Origin of the sequence: Pectobacterium sp. S5, assembly GCF_051707265.1 — a bacterium.
GTDB lineage: Bacteria > Pseudomonadota > Gammaproteobacteria > Enterobacterales > Enterobacteriaceae > Pectobacterium > Pectobacterium polare.
The window spans coordinates 918,359-935,903 of sequence record NZ_JAULSZ010000001.1 but is presented as its reverse complement, the minus strand read 5'-3'; the positions used below and the strand labels follow the sequence as shown (position 1 = coordinate 935,903).

Below are 17,545 nucleotides of genomic sequence, written 5' to 3'. Positions count from 1 at the left end.
TCAGGGGGCATCATGGCACGAGTACGCAGAGGCCGTCGTGAGCTGAAATCCGAGATCAACATTGTCCCGTTACTGGACGTGTTGCTGGTGCTGTTGCTGATTTTTATGGCGACAGCCCCGATTATTACGCAGAGCGTTGAGGTGGACTTGCCTGATGCGACCGATTCAAAAACGGTCTCCAGCAATGACAATCCGCCTGTGATCGTCGAGGTTTCAGGCATAGGGCAATATAGCCTGGTTGTTGAACAAAACCGTATGGAGCAGCTTCCGGCAGAGCAGGTGGTTGCTGAAGCGCAATCACGGCTGTCAACCAATCCCAAGACGGTCTTTTTGATTGGTGGCGCGAAGGATGTTCCTTATGATGAGATCATTAAAGCGTTGAATTTGTTGCATCAGGCTGGCGTAAAATCCGTTGGTTTGATGACACAACCGATTTAAATGAGCGCATCACGGTAATGATCGTTAAGCCTATTTCTGGCAACACTGTTTTTGGGAATCGCTTGTGCTAAAGGCAAACGAACAAAACGATAAGCTAAAACGCGCCGTTATTATTTCGGCTGTTTTGCACATCATACTGATTGCTTTGCTGCTTTGGAGTTCGTCGACGCAAACGATGGATGCCAGCGGGGGCGGCGGAGGCTCGTCAATTGATGCTGTAATGGTCGATCCGAGCGCGGTGGTGGAGCAGTATAACCGGCAACAGCAGCAGCAGACCGATGCGAAACGTTCTGAACAATTGCGTCAAAAGCAGGCTGAACAGCAGGCCGAAGAGCTTCAGCAGAAGCAAGCGGCTGAACAGCAGCGGCTGAAAGAGCTGGAAAAAGAGCGTCTGCGAGCGCAAGAAGAAGCGAAAAAGCAGGCTCAGGAACAGGCTGAACAGCGTAAGCAGTCTGAAGCGGCGGCTCAGCAGGCAAAAGAACAGCAGAAGCAGGCCGAAGCTGCAGCGGCAAAAGCGAAAGCTGAAGCTGAACAACAGGCGAAAGCGGCGGCAGACGCTAAGAAGAAAGCAGAAGACGAAGCGAAGAAACAAGCTGCTGCGGCCGCTGCTGCTAAGAAACAGGCGGAAGAAGAGGCTAAAGAAAAAGCCGCTGAAGCCGCTAAGCAGAAGGCAGCAGAAACGGCTAAAGCAGAAGCCGCAAAGGCAGCCGCAGACGCTGAGCAAGCTAAACAAAAAGCAGCCGCTGAGGCAGCGAAACAAAAGGCTGAAGCTGAAGCAACGAAGAAAGCAGAAGCAGCTGCAGCGGCTAAGAAAGCCGCTGATGATAAAAAGAAAGCAGCAGCAGAGGCCGCTAAGCAGGAAAACGCCGTCGATGACTTACTGGGCGGGTTGGCCTCATCAAAAAATGCGCCGAAGTCTGGCGGTGGCGCGCCTGCGGGCACAGGTAACAATAAAAAGAGCGGTGCATCAGGTGCGGCGCTTGATAGCTATGGTAGTCAGGTGCGCTCAGCCATTCAGAGCAAATTTTATGACTGGCAGCTCTATAAAGGGCGTACCTGTACGTTACGAATTAAGCTGGCGCCAGATGGTCTGCTGATTGACGTCACTGCTGAAGGCGGCGATCCGGCGTTATGCCAGGCGGCCATTGCGGCTGCCAAACAGGCAAGAATGCCGAAGCCACCAAGTTCAGAAGTTTATGAGGCTTTCAAAAATGCGCCGATAGACTTTAAACCGCAGTAACCGGGCTGTTTACCCAATAGATTTAAGATTATTACGATGGTAAATAAACCAGGTTATGTTGTTTTGTTGACATTGGTTTGTTTTTGTTAAAATTCTGCTAATTTATCGCAGACTTCGCGTCTGGATAAGGGAGATGAGATGAAGCAAGTACTGAGAGTTGCATTAAGCTTTTTAATGCTGTGGACTGCGGTTGTTCACGCGGAAGTACGTATAGAGATTACCCAAGGGGTAGACTCTGCACGTCCTATCGGCGTGGTTCCGTTCAAATGGGCAGGTCCGGGCGCTGCGCCTGAAGACGTCGGCGGCATCGTCGGTGCTGACTTGCGTAACAGTGGCAAATTCAACCCGATCGACGCAAACCGTATGCCTCAGCAACCTGCAACGGCCTCTGAAGTGACGCCTGCTGCATGGACGGCGTTGGGCATCGATGCGGTTGTTGTTGGTCAGGTTCAACCGAGTGCTGATGGCAGCTATCTGGTTTCTTACCAGCTCGTTGATACCTCCGGTAACCCAGGCAGCGTATTGGCGCAGAACCAGTTCAAAGTGACCAAACAGTGGTTGCGCTACGCTGCACACACCGCCAGTGACGAAGTGTTTGAAAAACTGAGTGGTATTAAAGGTGCGTTCCGTACCCGTATCGCTTACGTTGTTCAGACCAACGGTGGTCAGTTCCCTTATGAACTGCGCGTTGCCGACTATGACGGTTACAACCAATTTGTGGTTCACCGCTCACCACAGCCGCTGATGTCTCCGGCCTGGTCCGCAGACGGCAGCAAACTCGCCTATGTAACGTTTGAAAGCGGCCGTTCTGCGTTGGTTATTCAGACGCTGGCAAATGGTGCAATCCGTCAGGTTGCTTCCTTCCCGCGTCACAACGGTGCGCCTTCTTTCTCTCCTGATGGCAGCAAGTTGGCGTTCGCACTGTCTAAGAGCGGTAGCCTGAATCTGTATGTGATGAATCTGGGATCCGGGCAAATCAGCCAGGTGACTGATGGTCGCAGCAATAACACGGAGCCAACCTGGTTCCCAGACAGCCAGACCTTGGCCTATACTTCAGACCAGGCTGGTCGTCCGCAGGTTTATAAAGTGAATGCTAACGGCGGCGCGCCACAGCGTCTGACTTGGGAAGGTTCTCAGAATCAGGACTCCGATGTGAGCGCCGACGGGAAATTTTTGGTAACGGTGAGCTCGAATGGTGGAGCTCAGCATATTTCCAAACTGGATCTGGTAACGGGTGCCGTACAAGTATTGACGGACACGTTCCTGGACGAAACGCCAAGTATCGCACCGAATGGCACGATGGTGATCTACAGTTCCAAACAAGGGCTGGGTTCAGTGCTACAGTTGGTTTCGACAGATGGGCGTTTCAAAGCGCGTCTTCCGGCTACTGATGGACAGGTTAAATTCCCTGCCTGGTCGCCGTATCTATAAGTACAGATATGTACAATAAACTCGTCAAAGGACATAAGAAATGCAATTCAATAAAGTGCTGAAAGGCCTGATGTTGGCTCTGCCGGTACTGGCAGTGGCCGCTTGTAGCTCCAACAAGAACGCGGACAATGACCAATCTTCCATGGGTGCTGGCAACAACGGCATGATGGACGGCGGCAACATGTCTTCTTCTGAGCAAGCTCGTTTGCAGATGCAAGAATTACAGCGCAACAACATCGTTTACTTCGGTCTGGACAAGTACGATGTGAGCTCTGAATTCGCTCAGATGCTGGACGCACACGCTGCATTCCTGCGTAGCAACCCGTCTTACAAAGTGACTATCGAAGGTCACGCGGACGAACGCGGTACGCCAGAATACAACATCGCTCTGGGTGAGCGTCGTGCCAACGCGGTACAAATGTACCTGCAAGGTAAAGGCGTTTCTTCCGATCAGATCTCTATCGTTTCTTACGGTAAAGAGAAACCAGCTGTTCTCGGTCATGACGAAGCGGCTTATGCCAAAAACCGTCGTGCCGTTCTGGTATATTAAGAGAATCGCATGAGCAGTAACTTCAGACGTCACCTGTTGGGTCTGTCGTTACTGGTTGGCGTAGCGGTCCCTTGGGCCGCTACTGCCCAAGCGCCAATCAGTAATGTCGGCTCAGGCTCGGTCGAAGACCGTGTCACTCAATTGGAGCGTATTTCTAACGCTCACAGTCAGCTTTTAACTCAACTTCAACAGCAGCTCTCTGATAATCAGCGCGATATTGACAGCCTCCGTGGGCAGATTCAGGAAAGTCAGTATCAGTTGAATCAGGTTGTTGAACGGCAGAAACAGATCTATCAGCAGATTGATGGATTAAGTTCGCAATCATCCTCTACACCGACGACAGAGGGCACACCTGCCGCTGCGGCGGGGACTGATACTGGTGCTGCCAATACGGCGGCACCAGCCAGTACGGGTGATGCGAATACTGATTACAATGCCGCAGTCGCGCTCGTGCTGGAGAAAAAACAGTACGATCAGGCTATTACCGCATTTCAGGCATTCGTCAAGAAGTACCCAGATTCAACGTATCAACCTAATGCTAACTATTGGCTTGGTCAGTTGAATTACAACAAGGGGAAAAAGGACGATGCGGCGTACTATTTCGCCAATGTAGTCAAAAATTATCCCAAGTCACCAAAAAGTGCCGAGGCGTTGCTGAAGGTTGGGGTGATCATGCAGGAAAAAGGTCAGGCTGATAAAGCCAAGGCCGTTTACCAGCAAGTTGTAAAAATGTACCCCAATACGGAAAGTGCAAAGCAGGCTCAAAAACGTTTATCTGCATCGTAATCCCGTCTTAATTGGCACAAAAATTGCGCATCATGAGCGGTTTTTGTGCCTAAACGTCTTAAGAGTAAGCAATCAAACAGTTTTTTAAGAAAATAGGTTGCGCCGAAAATTTAAATCAGTAATATGTGCCGCCGTTGCCAAGGCAAATAGCAAAACGCTAAAGCAGCATGAAATTGGGTCGTTAGCTCAGTCGGTAGAGCAGTTGACTTTTAATCAATTGGTCGCAGGTTCGAATCCTGCACGACCCACCAATTTCAAATGCAGTTGTAGTTTTAGTCAGTATCAAAGTAGTTCCGCATTGCGGGTCGTTAGCTCAGTCGGTAGAGCAGTTGACTTTTAATCAATTGGTCGCAGGTTCGAATCCTGCACGACCCACCACTTCGGTAGTAAATTTCCTTCCTCGAATAAATTCATATTAAATTACATATCGCACGAGCCGAACGAAGCGAGACAGCAACGCGTTAGCGTTGACCCAAAAGGCCGATTCATCCTGCACTATCCACCACTTCAGCAGTAGCATTCCTTCCTTGCATAAATCGACGTTAAGACAACGATCGTGTACACCGTATCAATGAGATAAAACCCATCATCACTCCCTACTCGTTAAGGCTTTGCGGTATATTAGGTTTTTACCCCTCTCTATGGACTATATAACCCGTCAGGAACTGTTTTCTAATCCTATCGAGCAGGGATGGAGTCATTGCCACAGGGAAGCGCGTGTAGCCCTGTTTAGGAAGATATATGATTGGTCCGTTGATTAATGGTGCCGCTATCTTGATTGGTAGTGGTCTGGGCATTGCTTTACGTCGTTTTATCCCTCAGCGTTTGCAAGATGGTCTTCCGCCGGCATTTGCGATGGTGTCGATTGCAATGGGGATCACACTGGTTGTTAAAGTCCAGCAGTTGCCTGCGGTGGCGCTGGCTATTGTGATTGGCGTGGCGTTAGGCGAGCTGCTACGCATGGAGTCCGGCGTGCAGTGGGCTGGCATGATGATTCAGAAAGGATTAAACCGCGTGCTGCCTGCACAGGAGCACCGCTTGCCGCAGGATGTCTACACTCAGAACTTTACCGCGTTAATCGTCCTGTTTTGTGCCAGCGGGACCGGTGTGGTTGGGGCGTTAACGGAAGGGCTAACCGGCGATTATCAACTGCTGATCATCAAATCTGCTTTGGATATTTTCACCGCGCTGATTTTCTCCATCACGCTTGGCCTTGCCGTGATGTCGATTGCGATACCGCAGATTCTTGTCCAGACACTGTTGTTCTTCTCCGCCAAATTGATTATGCCCTTTATGACAGACATCACGATGGGCGATTTTTCTGCCTGTGGCGGGATTATCATGATTGCAGTAGGGCTGAGGATCGCGCAGATCAAATCATTTGCGGTGGTTAATTTCCTGCCTGCATTGGTTCTGGTTATTCCTATCTCTCTGTACTGGCATCGCTTCTTCGCCTAAAGCGCAGCATCTGATTAGCGGCTGACGATCGAAGGCATGTCGCCGCTAAAGATTTGTGTCACTTCCTGATCGGTAAGCGGCACGCTTTTGCTACAAACATAAATCTGCTTTCCTTGCGGGCTGATGCTCTTGGCTAGCTCTATGTAGCTGGCAAACTCGACCTGGCTGTGCCCGCCTTCATTCATCTCCATGGCATGGATGATGACCTTGTGCGAGGCGAACAGATCGATTAATCGTTTGGACGCCACTTTACGTGTGAGTCGAGCCAATAACTTCATCGCCGGGATCATCTGCCCGAGTAGTAAACGCGTGGTGGTAAAAGGCGCGTCTGATTGCTCTGTCACCTCTTGTTTCGTGTCCACGTTTCTGACGATCAGGGTATCGCGATAGATTCTGATATAGAGGCTGGCCATGCCGTTTCTCTCCTTGTCTCTTTTCTACTTTCTACGAGTCATGCCACTTACGCATTCCATCTCACGATTTTAAGCATATTAAACAAAATGGCCGGTATTATGGAAAATACACCGCGACTTTAGGGCGGATTTTCGGTATTTTGTTTAGGATAAAAAACGTCGGTGCTAGTGATGAATTAGTATCTGGTGTTACAACCCGAGTTGTCATCGTGGAAATTTATAATGAGTATCCTTTTTGATAGCAATGAGACCATCTATCCCTTTCCGCCGAAGCCCAGACCCTTATCGGCTGATGCAAAACAGCACTATCGTAGCAGGATAAAAACGCTGCTGCGGGAAAGAAATGCTGTCATGGTCGCGCACTATTATACCGATCCTGAAATTCAGGCGCTGGCGGAAGAAACTGGCGGCTGTGTAGCGGACTCGCTGGAAATGGCGCGCTTCGGCAGCACCCATTCGGCATCAACGCTGCTGGTGGCGGGTGTCCGCTTTATGGGAGAGACCGCCAAGATACTCAACCCGGAAAAGACGATTCTGATGCCCACGCTGGAAGCAGAATGCTCGCTCGATCTTGGTTGCCCCGTCGATGAGTTCAGCCGTTTTTGCGATGCGCACCCGGACCGAACGGTGGTGGTGTATGCCAATACCTCCGCGGCAGTGAAAGCACGTGCGGATTGGGTGGTGACATCCAGCATTGCGGTGGAGTTGATCGAGCATCTGGATAGCTTGGGAGAAAAGATTATCTGGGCACCGGACCGTCACCTGGGCAGCTATGTACAAAAGCAGACAGGGGCGGATGTACTGTGTTGGCAGGGCGCGTGCATTGTGCACGACGAATTTAAAACGCAGGCGCTGCAGCGCATGAAGATTCTGTACCCCGACGCGGCAATTTTGGTCCATCCCGAATCGCCACAGAGTGTGGTAGAGATGGCTGACGCCGTTGGGTCAACCAGCCAACTGATTCAGGCGGCTAAAACGCTGCCACAGCGCGAACTGATTGTGGCGACCGATCGCGGCATTTTCTACAAGATGCAGCAGGCTTGCCCAGAGAAGACATTGCTGGAAGCGCCGACCGCGGGTGAAGGCGCGACCTGCCGTAGCTGCGCCCACTGCCCATGGATGGCGATGAATGGGCTGGAGGCGATTGCTAACGGCCTGGAACAAGGTGGCGACGCACATGAGATTCATGTTGATGCAGCCCTGCGAGAAGGCGCATTAATCCCGCTGAATCGCATGCTGGATTTTGCGGCTTCGCTAAAATTGCGTGTGAAAGGGAATGCTTGACGGAGATCTTGGGCATCTTGATAGGTATTTTTTACAATAATTGAGACAGGGTGGTGAGATGGATTTTTTTAGTACCAGCAATATTTTAATTCATATTCCTTTGGGGGATGGGGGATACGATCTTTCCTGGATTGAGGCGATTGGCACGCTGTTTGGCCTGCTGTGTATCTGGTTCGCGAGTCAGGAAAAAACCATCAACTATCTGTTTGGGTTGATTAACGTCACGTTGTTTGCCGTGATCTTTTTCCAGATTCAGCTTTACGCCAGCCTGTTGCTGCAAATTTTCTTCTTTGCCGCCAATATTTATGGCTGGTATGCCTGGACGCGCAAGACGGATTCGCAGGAAGTGGAATTGCGTATCCGCTGGCTGCCCGTGCAGAAACTGATTGGCTGGTCGGTGGCGAGTATTGTCGCGATTGGCTTGATGACGTTCTACATTGACGCGGTGTTTGCTGTGCTGACGCGCATTGCCGTTTCCGGTATGCAGGGACTAGGGTTGTCGGTGCAGATGCCGAATCTTCAGCCAGATGCGTTCCCATTCTGGGATTCCACCATGATGGTATTGTCGATCGTGGCGATGATTCTGATGACGCGTAAATACGTCGAGAACTGGTTGCTGTGGGTGGTGATTGATGTGATAAGCGTAGTGATTTTTGCTTATCAGGGCGTGTATGCGATGGCGGTAGAGTACGCCATCCTGACGCTGATTGCCCTGAACGGCTCTTGGCTGTGGATTAAGAGCGCGCAGGAAAATCGCGTCAGCACGGTTTCACACGGCGTGTAATCCAAACTTAATGCTTGTGGTGGTGGCCTTCTGCATCATGGCTTTCATGATGATGACTTTCCTGATAGTGGAAAGTGCAGTGGTCATCATCACAGCGTTGATATTCCATTTGCACCGTCGCGTGTTCAATCTGGTAATGCTTCAATAAATATTCCTGAATACGTCTTAACAACGCATCGTGATCGTGAGGGGGAATCACCTGCGCATGCAGCGTCATCATCGGTTTTTCGCCCACCTGCCATAAATGAACATGGTGAATGTTCCTGACTTCGGGAATATTCAGCGTCAGATCTTTCTGTAGAACCTCAACGCTAAGCTGTCCGGGCGTACCTTCCAGCAACTCGTGAAGACTCTCTTTCAATAGCGCCCACGCACTACGTAGTACCAGACACGACACCAAAATAGAGAGAATCGGGTCTATGGGTGTCCAGTTGGTATAAAGAATGATAATGGCAGCAGCAATCGCGCCAACGGAGCCGAGTAGATCGCCCAGCACATGCAGAGCCGCCGCGCGGACGTTAATATTTTTCTCTTCGCTGCCATGATGTAGCAGCCAAAATGCCACGATATTTGCTAGCAACCCGGCAACGGCGACAAGCAGCATAGCCACGCCAGCAACAGGCTGGGGATCATAGAAGCGTTGGATGGCTTCCCAGAAGATGAAGGCGGTAATCAGCATCAGCGTCAGTGCGTTCACAAAGGCGGCGAGGGTCGTGAGCCGCAAATAGCCAAAGGTATGGCGCGCATTGGGTTTACGCTGTGCGAAACGTACGGCGACAAGCGCGACGAACAGCGCGGCGGCGTCCGTCAACATATGGCCTGCATCCGCAAGCAGGGCGAGGGAGCCGGACAGCAGGCCGCCAATGACTTCTGCCACCATAAACGTGGCGGTAATGATAAACGCGGCCAGCAGACGTTTACTGTTGCCGGATTCCGTGTGGCTGTGGTTATGTGCCATAGATCACCCTGAGTTGCGGTTTTATCCCACTTTACTGAAACCCACAGAGAAAACCTATTCTGTGATTCACCCGATCTGTCGGCTGAGCTATTTTCTGATGAAAATAGGACGGATACGGGATCTGAGAGCATTTGATCGCGTAAATCCCGCTGATTTCAGCGCCCTGACAACACCAGCTTGACATATAATAATCAATCTTCAATATGAAACATCCCGTTTCTCAGGCGACCCGTATAGACGGGATGGCGCGTATTGGATGGGGCTAACATACCGTTTCGGAACCGATGGATTTATTTATGAATTACCAAAATGATGATTTAAGAATTAAAGAGATTAATGAACTTTTGCCGCCGGTTGCTTTGCTAGAAAAGTTTCCAGCCACGGAGAAGGCAGCGGAAACGGTATCGTTCGCGCGTACTGCCATCCATAAAATTCTTAACGGCAATGACGATCGCCTGCTGGTGGTGATTGGTCCTTGCTCGATCCACGACACGAAAGCAGCAAAAGAGTATGCCGCGCGTCTGCTGACGCTGCGTAACGAGCTGAGCGACGATCTGGAAGTGGTGATGCGGGTTTATTTTGAAAAACCCCGTACTACGATTGGCTGGAAAGGGCTGATCAACGATCCGCACATGGACAACAGCTTCCAGATCAATGACGGCTTGCGCATTGCACGCCAGCTGCTGCTGGAAATTAACGACATCGGTTTACCGGCTGCGGGTGAGTTTCTGGACATGATCACGCCGCAATACATGGCGGATTTGATGAGCTGGGGCGCTATCGGCGCACGTACAACGGAATCTCAGGTACACCGTGAACTGGCATCCGGCCTGTCATGCCCTGTCGGCTTTAAAAACGGCACCGACGGTACGATCAAGGTCGCGATTGATGCGATCAACGCCGCCAGCGCGCCACACTGCTTCCTGTCTGTGACCAAATGGGGCCATTCGGCTATCGTGAACACCAGCGGTAACAACGATTGCCACATCATTCTGCGTGGCGGTAAAACGCCGAACTACAGCGCTGAGCATGTGAAAGACGTGAAGATCGGTCTGGAAAAAGCAGGTCTGACACCGCAGGTCATGATCGATTTTAGCCACGCGAACAGCAGCAAGCAGTTCAAAAAGCAGATGGATGTCTGTACTGATGTCTGTGGGCAGATCACACAGGGCGAAAAAGCGATTATGGGCGTGATGGTGGAAAGCCATCTGGTCGAAGGCAACCAGAATCTGGAAAGCGGTGAACCGCTGGTTTATGGTCGCAGTGTGACCGATGCCTGCATTGGCTGGGAAGACACTGAATCCCTGCTGCGCCAGCTAGCATCAGCTGTACGTGAACGCCGTAGCAAGTAATATCGAATAGCGTGCTATAAAAAAACCCGGCACAGGCCGGGTTTTTCTCATTCAGGGGTAAATTACTTCGCTTTACCCTGATTCGCTACTGCGGCAGCTTTTGCAGCGATTTCGTCTGCGTTGCCCAGGTAGTAACGTTTGATAGGCTTGAAGTTCTCGTCGAACTCATAAACCAACGGCACGCCAGTTGGGATATTCAGTTCCAGAATTTCGTCTTCGCCCAGGTTGTCCAGGTATTTCACCAGCGCACGCAGTGAGTTACCGTGAGCCGCAACGATCACACGCTCACCGCTTTTGACGCGTGGCAGGATAGTTTCGTTCCAGTAAGGCACAACACGGTCGATGGTCAGCGCCAGGCTTTCAGTCAGTGGCAGCTCTTTCTCGCTCAGAGAAGCGTAACGCGGATCTTTGCCCGGGAAACGTTCGTCATCACGCGTTAACTCTGGAGGCGTAATCGCAAAACCACGACGCCATTGTTTAACTTGCTCGTCACCGTATTTCTCAGCGGTTTCGGCTTTGTTCAGGCCCTGCAACGCACCGTAGTGACGCTCATTCAGTTTCCAGCATTTTTCAACTGGCAACCAGGCTTGATCCAGCTCGTCCAGTATATTCCACAGTGTGTGAATGGCACGTTTCAGCACGGAGGTATAAGCGAAATCAAAGGCAAAACCTTCGTCTTTCAGCAGCTGACCTGCGGCTTTAGCTTCTGAACGGCCTTTGTCGGATAGATCGACATCGTACCAGCCTGTGAAGCGGTTTTCGTTGTTCCACTGGCTCTCACCGTGTCTTACCAGTACCAGCTTAGTTACAGCCATAGCTAAACTCCTTCCTATCCTAAGATTTCTGTGATAACTGATTTCATTATAGGGGTGGAGAACGGTTATCGGCAATCGATAGTCGATGGCAAGCGTGATTTATCCGCAGGTTATTTGCGTAAAATCACGCTCTGGCTTTACCGTTTCAGCAAACCGGAATCCCCCTTGTGCAATAACAGATAGACCGCAGGGATCACCAGCATCGACAGCAGAGGGGCACTCACCATCCCGCCGATCATCGGCGCGGCAATTCGCTGCATGATTTCGGATCCGCTGCCGCCCCCCCACATAATAGGAAGCAGCCCTGCCATAATCGTCGCGACGGTCATCATTTTTGGCCGTACGCGCAGAACCGCCCCTTCGTGGATGGCATCCATCAACTGCTGGCGTGACAGAACCTGACCTGCCACGCGGTGTTTCTCCACCGCATGATTGAGGTAGAGCAGCATGATGACGCCGAATTCCGCCGACACGCCCGCCAGTGCAATAAAGCCCACCGCACCGGCTACAGAAAGATTATAGCCAAGGATATAAAGCAACCAGACGCCGCCAATCATCGCGAAAGGTAAGGTTGCCATGATCAGCAATGCATCTTTGATGCGGTTGAAGGTGATATACAGCAGCACAAAAATGATCAGCAGCGTAAAGGGCACGACGACTTTCATTTTCTCCGTGGCGCGTTCCAGATACTCAAACTGACCGGACCAGCTCAGTGAAACACCTTCCGGCAGCGTGACCTGTTGGGCAACGGCCTGCTGCATGTCTTCAACGGCAGACTTCAGATCGCGGCCGCGCAGATCGACATAAATCCAGTCCGACAGGCGGCTGTTTTCACTTTTCAGCATCGGTGGCCCTTCATTGACGCGAATATCAGCCAGCTCTGCCAGCATCACTCTGCTGCCATTGGCCGTCACGATAGGCAGGTCACGCAACTTTTGCAGCGAATCGCGTAATTCACGCGGGTAGCGGATATTGATGGGATAACGTTGGCGACCTTCAATGGTTTCGCCGATGTTTTGCCCGCCGATGAGTGTGGAAACCACCGACTGAAGTTCCTCGACGGACACGCCGTAGCGCGCAGCGCGTTGACGGTCGATATCAATATCGATATAGCGCCCACCCGCCAGTCGTTCCGCCAGTGCCGATGTCACGCCCGGAACTTGCTTCACCACCTGCTCGATTTGTGCGGCGGTACGTTCGATGTCAGCCAGATTATTGCCGTTAACCTTGATGCCCACCGGGCTTTTGATACCGGTGGCCAGCATGTCCAGCCGGTTGCGAATCGGCGGCACCCACACGTTGGCGATACCCGGCAGGCTGACGGTGCTGTCCAACTCGGCCACCAGTTTGTCCATGGTCATACCCTCGCGCCACTGGTCGCGCGGTTTCAGCCTGATTGTGCTTTCCAGCATAGTGAGCGGAGCGGGGTCAGTCGCCGTTTCGGCACGGCCTGCTTTGCCGAAAACCGATTCGACTTCGGGCACGGTTTTAATCAGCCGGTCCGTTTGTTGCAGCAGACGACCCGCTTCTCGTGCGGAGATACCGGGCAGGGTGGAAGGCATATACAGCAGATCGCCTTCATCCAGTGGCGGCATGAATTCGCTTCCCAGACGGCTGAGCGGAAAGAGCGTCAGTAGCAACAGCAGGCCGGAGATCAGCAGCGTGGTTTTCGGGTAGCTCAACACCTTTTGCAGCACCGGGTGATAGGCTGCAATCAGCCAGCGGTTAATCGGGTTCGCCTGCTCGTCCGGTATCTTGCCGCGAACGAAATACCCCATTAATACCGGCACCAGCGTAATCCCTAATCCGGCGGCGACGGCCATGGCATAGGTTTTGGTGAAGGCCAGCGGTGAAAACATGCGGCCTTCCTGTGCTTCCAGTGAGAATACGGGGACAAACGACAGCGTAATGATCAGCAGGCTGCAAAACAGCGCGGGCCCTACCTCCACCGCAGCCCGTTCCGCTAACTGCCACCACTCGTTATTCTGCGGCTGTTTTCCGGGATTCTCATGCCGCCACTGCTCAATGACTTTATGCATGTTTTCTATCATCACAATCGCGGCATCCACCATCGCGCCGATGGCAATCGCAATGCCGCCTAGCGACATGATATTGGCGTTTACCCCCTGATAACGCATGATGATAAACGCGCCCAGAATCCCCAGCGGCAGGCTGATGATCGCCACCAGCGCCGAGCGGAAGTGAAACAGAAACAGGGCGCAGATGATCGCGACGACGACAAACTCTTCCAGCAGCTTGAAGCTGAGTGTATCGATAGCATGCTCAATCAACTGCGAACGATCGTAGGTTGGGACAATTTCTACACCTGCGGGCAGGCTTTTCTGTATTTCCTGTAACCGCGCTTTAACGGCATGCAGCGTATTCAGCGCATTCTTGCCATAGCGCAGGACGATGATGCCGCCCGCCACTTCGCCTTCGCCATTCAACTCGGCGATGCCGCGCCGCATCTCCGGCCCTTCTCTGAGCGTAGCCACATCCTGCAACAGCACCGGAATGCCGTTGCGGGTGGTAATCACCACGTGGTTAAAATCCTGCGTGCTTTTCAGGTAACCCGTGGTGCGCACCATGTACTCTGCTTCGCCCAGTTCCAGCACGGAACCGCCGTTTTCCTGATTGGCTGCCTGCACGGCACTCACGATCTGCTGGTGGGTGATGCCCTGCGTCCGCATACGTTCTGGATCGACGACGATTTGATACTGTTTGACCATGCCGCCCACGCTGGCGACTTCCGCCACATCAGGAACCGTTTTCAACTCATATTTCAGCAGCCAGTCCTGAAAGCCGCGCAGCTCGGCCAGACTGTATTTGCCGCTACGATCGACCAGCGCGTATTCGTAAATCCAGCCGACGCCGGTGGCATCCGGGCCAAGCGAGGTTTTGGCGTCCGCTGGCAGGCTGGATTGCACCTGACTGAGGTACTCCAGCACGCGAGAACGCGCCCAGTAAGGATCGGTTCCGTCTTCAAACAGCACATAAACGTAGGCATCGCCGAACATGGAAAAGCCCCGTACCGTTTTGGCACCCGGAACGGAAAGCATGGTGGTCGTCAGCGGATAGGTCACCTGATTTTCCACCACCTGTGGCGCTTTCCCCGGATAGCTGACGCGAATGATGACCTGTACGTCCGACAAATCGGGGAGTGCATCCAGCGGCGTTTTTTGTAGCGACAGCAGGCCCCACGCCGCCATGAACAGCGCCGCCAGTAAAACCAGCAGGCGATTTTTGAGCGACCAGCGAATCACGTAGGCAATCATGGATGGCCTCCGTGCCCGGCATGCGGATCGTCAGTGGTGGAAAAATTCAGGACGTGAATCCCGCTGTCGTCCATGTTGAACTGGAAACGCACAGTACTGCCAATTCCCACGCCCTGAGGTAGCCCTGATGATGGCAGCGTGAAGTCCATCGTCATCGGTGACCAGTTGAGTGCCGGAACCGCTTCGTGTTCGATGGTGGCCTGATTGCCGTTTATCGCTCTGATGACTCCCTGAGTGTGATAGCCAACGGGCGCAGCCGACGTTGCTGGGATTGCCAATGTTTCTGCATCAAACTGCGGTAGGGCGCTGCGCAGGCTGGCTTCGGAATCGATCAGGAACTGACCGGAAGTGACCACGTTGTCACCTGCCTTCAGCCCATCGATGATTTCGACCCAGTCACCCAGCGACGCGCCTGCCGTGACATTACGTGGGGTAAAATGACCGCTGCCATCGCTCAGTAAGACCCGGTTTTGGCTACCGCTGACCAATAATGCTTCTTGTGGGATCGCCAGACGCGGCTGTGCCTGAGAGTGCGAAAGCTGCACGGTCAGGTACATACCGGGTTTAAGCTGCTGTTGTGGGTTATCCAGTACCACGCGTGCTTTTAGCGTGCGCGTAGTGCTATCCAGCACGGGCAGCAGTTCGCTGACTTTGCCGTGGAACGTTTTACCCGGCCAGGCGCTGCTGGCGGCGCTGATGTTGCTGCCAATCGTTAGCTGCGCCGCCTGCGCTTCGGGATAATCCACATCTACCCAAACCGGATTCAGACTGGCAAGCTCGAATAACGGTTGAGCAGGGCTTAACTGCATGCCTTGCCGTACTTCAAGCTTATTCACGTAGCCGTCTTCCGGTGCGGTAATCGTGATTCTGTCCTGCGGTTTTCCGCTACGCTCGACCTGCCGAATAATCACTTCCGGCATGAAGAGCAGCGCCAGCCGCTGGCGAGCCGATTGCGTCAGCATGTCGTCGCCCAACTGCCGTACCGCCAGATATTCGCGCTGCGCCGCTGCCCAGGTCGGGTTCCACAACGTCGCCAGCGTTTCGCCTTTCTTCACCTGCTGTTGCAGTGCACTGACCGTGAGTTTCTCGACAATGCCGCCGCTGGGTGCCACCAGCGTGTGTAATCCGCGTTCGTTGAGCGTGACGGTGCCATAACTCGTGCTGCGGTCGGCAAGTTCGCGCATTTCCGCGCGTGCCGTGCGAACGCCGAGGTTTTGCTGCTGGCGAGCACTGACCGTAATACCGCCGTCATCCTGCGCTTCATCGGCGTAGCGGGGCACCAGCTCCATATCCATAAAGGGCGATTTCCCCGGTTTATCGAAGCGTTTATCCGGCACCATCGGGTCATACCAATAGAGAACGGTACGTTCTGGCTCTGCGGCAGAGGGGGAAAGCGGCGTTTGCTGTTTACCCGCCAGATAGCCCACACCGCCCGCACTGAGGATAGCCAGCGTCATCAGGCTAAGCATTAGTGATTTTTTTGTGGCTAGTTTGCTCATCGCGTAGGGCTTCCTTGTGGCGTCAGATAGCGGATGGCGGCCCAATATTGAGCCATCTCCCGTGCCGTATCCTGAACGGCGATCCGGCTTTCGAGCAGCGCTCGGCGGGCATCCAGTACGGCAGAGAGGTTACTGCTGCCGGATTGGTACTGAGCCTGAATCAGTTTGATGCGCTGTTGTTGCAGCGGAAGAACCTCGTTGCTCTGACGCTGCCAACGTGACTGTGCAGCTTGATATTGAGCAATCAGCGTATCGAGCTGCGCCTGATGTTCTCGTTCGGTGAGCAAGACTCTGTCGCGTGCTTCCATGCTGCGTGAGACGTCTGCGGCGTAGTCCTTATCCTGACGTTTGGATGTGAACAGCGGCAGGTCGACCGTTACCATCATGCCCGCCATGTCGTCGTAGTCATCTCCGCGCTTCGCGTAATAGACTTCAACATCGACATTGGGGATGGCGGCAACGGCTGACTGTGCGGAGCGAGCCTGAGCCAGCTCGGCTTCACGCTGCGCCTGTTGCATTTCTGGATGCTGATGAATGGCATTACCCAGCACCTCCGGTGAGGCGGGCAGTCGTTCAAAGCGAGGCAGTTCGCCGTTCACATTGATATCCGCCATGCCGGTAAGTTGCACCAGTCGGGCGTGCGCGATACGGGTATCCCGCTCGGCATCAGCCAGTCTGTCTTGCATGGCTGCCAGCGTCAGACGGGCATCCAGAACACTACTGGCTTCACTGCCTGCTGCCACACTCGCTTTTTGCGATGCAATCTGCCGTTGGCTTTCGTTGACCAGCGCGGTCACTTCGGCCAATGCTTTCTGCGAGAGTGCCAGATCCAGCCATGCCTGTGCCGTTTCCCGTTGCAGGCGAGCACGAATACTTTCGCTATTACTTTGCAACGCATCGGCTTCAACTCGAATGGCCTGAGCCTTGCTATCGCGCTTACGGCTGCTGACGTAGGTTTGCATGACGCCGATACGCTGCATCGTCATCCCTTCGCGCGTGAGTCGGCTACCGTTGTTGCCGCCCAATGGCAAATTTTCGACGCCAAATTTCAACTTTGGATCGGGAAGCTGCGTGGCAGAGTCGGCCATGTTCTGGAGCGCGTTAATCTGGTGTTGATTGGCTGACAGGTCAGCGGAGTAACGCTCCGCCGCCTGTAAAGCCTGTTCAAGACTCAGATCTGCCGCAAAGACGGCGGCAGGCAGCCACAGCAACATCGCCAGACACGCGCGCGCGGCGTCGTGTTTGGATAAGTTCATGTTGTG

Annotated in this window: 15 protein-coding genes and 2 tRNA genes; 11 read left to right on the top strand and 6 right to left on the bottom strand. The window is 53.1% G+C overall.

The window, feature by feature from the left end; translation table 11 throughout:
• The first annotated feature begins 12 nt into the window (after window positions 1-12).
• From tolR to QWJ20_RS04175, 8 genes are all read left to right on the top strand, one after another.
• Window positions 13-438, top strand: coding sequence for a colicin uptake protein TolR (gene tolR, locus QWJ20_RS04210; protein WP_010285025.1), 426 nt, complete (start codon window positions 13-15; stop codon window positions 436-438).
• A gap of 64 nt (window positions 439-502) precedes the next feature.
• Window positions 503-1,678, top strand: a complete 1,176-nt coding sequence (gene tolA, locus QWJ20_RS04205; RefSeq protein WP_433991943.1) for a cell envelope integrity protein TolA — start codon at window positions 503-505, stop codon at window positions 1,676-1,678.
• A 138-nt stretch (window positions 1,679-1,816) separates the two neighbouring features.
• Entirely contained in the window at window positions 1,817-3,109 is a 1,293-nt protein-coding gene (gene tolB, locus QWJ20_RS04200; protein WP_433991942.1) for a Tol-Pal system beta propeller repeat protein TolB, read from the top strand.
• 40 nt (window positions 3,110-3,149) lie between these two features.
• Window positions 3,150-3,659, top strand: a complete 510-nt coding sequence (gene pal, locus QWJ20_RS04195; RefSeq protein WP_010299226.1) for a peptidoglycan-associated lipoprotein Pal — start codon at window positions 3,150-3,152, stop codon at window positions 3,657-3,659.
• Window positions 3,660-3,668: 9 nt separating this feature from the next.
• Window positions 3,669-4,445, top strand: coding sequence for a cell division protein CpoB (gene cpoB, locus QWJ20_RS04190; RefSeq protein WP_433991941.1), 777 nt, complete (start codon window positions 3,669-3,671; stop codon window positions 4,443-4,445).
• Window positions 4,446-4,620: 175 nt separating this feature from the next.
• Window positions 4,621-4,696: transfer RNA gene (locus tag QWJ20_RS04185), tRNA-Lys, on the top strand.
• 51 nt (window positions 4,697-4,747) lie between these two features.
• Window positions 4,748-4,823: transfer RNA gene (locus tag QWJ20_RS04180), tRNA-Lys, on the top strand.
• Window positions 4,824-5,186: 363 nt separating this feature from the next.
• Entirely contained in the window at window positions 5,187-5,903 is a 717-nt protein-coding gene (locus QWJ20_RS04175) for a DUF554 domain-containing protein (RefSeq protein WP_433991940.1), read from the top strand.
• 14 nt (window positions 5,904-5,917) lie between these two features.
• Here the strand turns inward: QWJ20_RS04175 and QWJ20_RS04170 are convergent, their stop codons facing one another.
• The gene (locus tag QWJ20_RS04170) at window positions 5,918-6,316 is read right to left on the bottom strand and encodes a YjaA family stress response protein (protein WP_109411943.1); all 399 of its coding nucleotides are present in this window, start codon (window positions 6,314-6,316) and stop codon (window positions 5,918-5,920) included.
• Window positions 6,317-6,538: 222 nt separating this feature from the next.
• Here QWJ20_RS04170 and nadA point away from each other — a divergent pair, with 222 nt between their 5' ends.
• Window positions 6,539-7,600 (top strand): quinolinate synthase NadA, encoded by a 1,062-nt coding sequence (gene nadA / locus QWJ20_RS04165; RefSeq protein WP_014914683.1) that lies wholly within the window; start codon window positions 6,539-6,541, stop codon window positions 7,598-7,600.
• Window positions 7,601-7,658: 58 nt separating this feature from the next.
• The gene (pnuC, locus tag QWJ20_RS04160; protein WP_095698892.1) at window positions 7,659-8,384 is read left to right on the top strand and encodes a nicotinamide riboside transporter PnuC; all 726 of its coding nucleotides are present in this window, start codon (window positions 7,659-7,661) and stop codon (window positions 8,382-8,384) included.
• 7 nt (window positions 8,385-8,391) lie between these two features.
• On the opposite strand, the gene zitB is transcribed toward pnuC, so the two are convergent.
• Entirely contained in the window at window positions 8,392-9,342 is a 951-nt protein-coding gene (zitB, locus tag QWJ20_RS04155) for a CDF family zinc transporter ZitB (RefSeq protein WP_433991939.1), read from the bottom strand.
• Window positions 9,343-9,638: 296 nt separating this feature from the next.
• On the opposite strand from zitB, the gene aroG reads away from it, so the two are divergent.
• Window positions 9,639-10,694, top strand: a complete 1,056-nt coding sequence (gene aroG, locus QWJ20_RS04150) for a 3-deoxy-7-phosphoheptulonate synthase AroG (protein ID WP_226300664.1) — start codon at window positions 9,639-9,641, stop codon at window positions 10,692-10,694.
• A 62-nt stretch (window positions 10,695-10,756) separates the two neighbouring features.
• On the opposite strand, the gene gpmA is transcribed toward aroG, so the two are convergent.
• The 4 genes from gpmA to QWJ20_RS04130 all read right to left on the bottom strand — a co-directional run bounded on the left by gpmA (window position 10,757) and on the right by QWJ20_RS04130 (window position 17,539).
• Window positions 10,757-11,509 (bottom strand): 2,3-diphosphoglycerate-dependent phosphoglycerate mutase, encoded by a 753-nt coding sequence (gene gpmA, locus QWJ20_RS04145; RefSeq protein WP_039482713.1) that lies wholly within the window; start codon window positions 11,507-11,509, stop codon window positions 10,757-10,759.
• Between the two features lie 137 nt (window positions 11,510-11,646).
• Window positions 11,647-14,784, bottom strand: a complete 3,138-nt coding sequence (locus QWJ20_RS04140) for an efflux RND transporter permease subunit (RefSeq protein ID WP_433991938.1) — start codon at window positions 14,782-14,784, stop codon at window positions 11,647-11,649.
• Window positions 14,781-16,283: an efflux RND transporter periplasmic adaptor subunit gene (locus QWJ20_RS04135; RefSeq protein WP_433991937.1), complete on the bottom strand. Its 1,503-nt coding sequence runs from the start codon at window positions 16,281-16,283 to the stop codon at window positions 14,781-14,783. Before QWJ20_RS04135 ends, QWJ20_RS04140 begins: the two co-directional genes overlap by 4 nt.
• Entirely contained in the window at window positions 16,280-17,539 is a 1,260-nt protein-coding gene (locus QWJ20_RS04130) for a TolC family protein (RefSeq protein ID WP_349964548.1), read from the bottom strand. The genes QWJ20_RS04135 and QWJ20_RS04130 overlap by 4 nt, the downstream gene beginning before the upstream one ends.
• Window positions 17,540-17,545 lie beyond the last annotated feature (6 nt).

Bases quoted from the DNA above. Each gene is read 5' to 3' on its own strand.
- QWJ20_RS04130 (WP_349964548.1), bottom strand. From the start codon at position 17,539: ATGAACTTATCCAAACACGACGCCGCGCGCGCGTGTCTGGCGATGTTG.
- zitB (WP_433991939.1), bottom strand. From the start codon at position 9,342: ATGGCACATAACCACAGCCACACGGAATCCGGCAACAGTAAACGTCTG.
- QWJ20_RS04170 (WP_109411943.1), bottom strand. From the start codon at position 6,316: ATGGCCAGCCTCTATATCAGAATCTATCGCGATACCCTGATCGTCAGA.
- pal (WP_010299226.1), top strand. From the start codon at position 3,150: ATGCAATTCAATAAAGTGCTGAAAGGCCTGATGTTGGCTCTGCCGGTA.
- pnuC (WP_095698892.1), top strand. From the start codon at position 7,659: ATGGATTTTTTTAGTACCAGCAATATTTTAATTCATATTCCTTTGGGG.
- tolB (WP_433991942.1), top strand. From the start codon at position 1,817: ATGAAGCAAGTACTGAGAGTTGCATTAAGCTTTTTAATGCTGTGGACT.
- tolR (WP_010285025.1), top strand. From the start codon at position 13: ATGGCACGAGTACGCAGAGGCCGTCGTGAGCTGAAATCCGAGATCAAC.
- aroG (WP_226300664.1), top strand. From the start codon at position 9,639: ATGAATTACCAAAATGATGATTTAAGAATTAAAGAGATTAATGAACTT.
- QWJ20_RS04175 (WP_433991940.1), top strand. From the start codon at position 5,187: ATGATTGGTCCGTTGATTAATGGTGCCGCTATCTTGATTGGTAGTGGT.
- QWJ20_RS04140 (WP_433991938.1), bottom strand. From the start codon at position 14,784: ATGATTGCCTACGTGATTCGCTGGTCGCTCAAAAATCGCCTGCTGGTT.
- QWJ20_RS04135 (WP_433991937.1), bottom strand. From the start codon at position 16,283: ATGAGCAAACTAGCCACAAAAAAATCACTAATGCTTAGCCTGATGACG.
- gpmA (WP_039482713.1), bottom strand. From the start codon at position 11,509: ATGGCTGTAACTAAGCTGGTACTGGTAAGACACGGTGAGAGCCAGTGG.
- cpoB (WP_433991941.1), top strand. From the start codon at position 3,669: ATGAGCAGTAACTTCAGACGTCACCTGTTGGGTCTGTCGTTACTGGTT.
- nadA (WP_014914683.1), top strand. From the start codon at position 6,539: ATGAGTATCCTTTTTGATAGCAATGAGACCATCTATCCCTTTCCGCCG.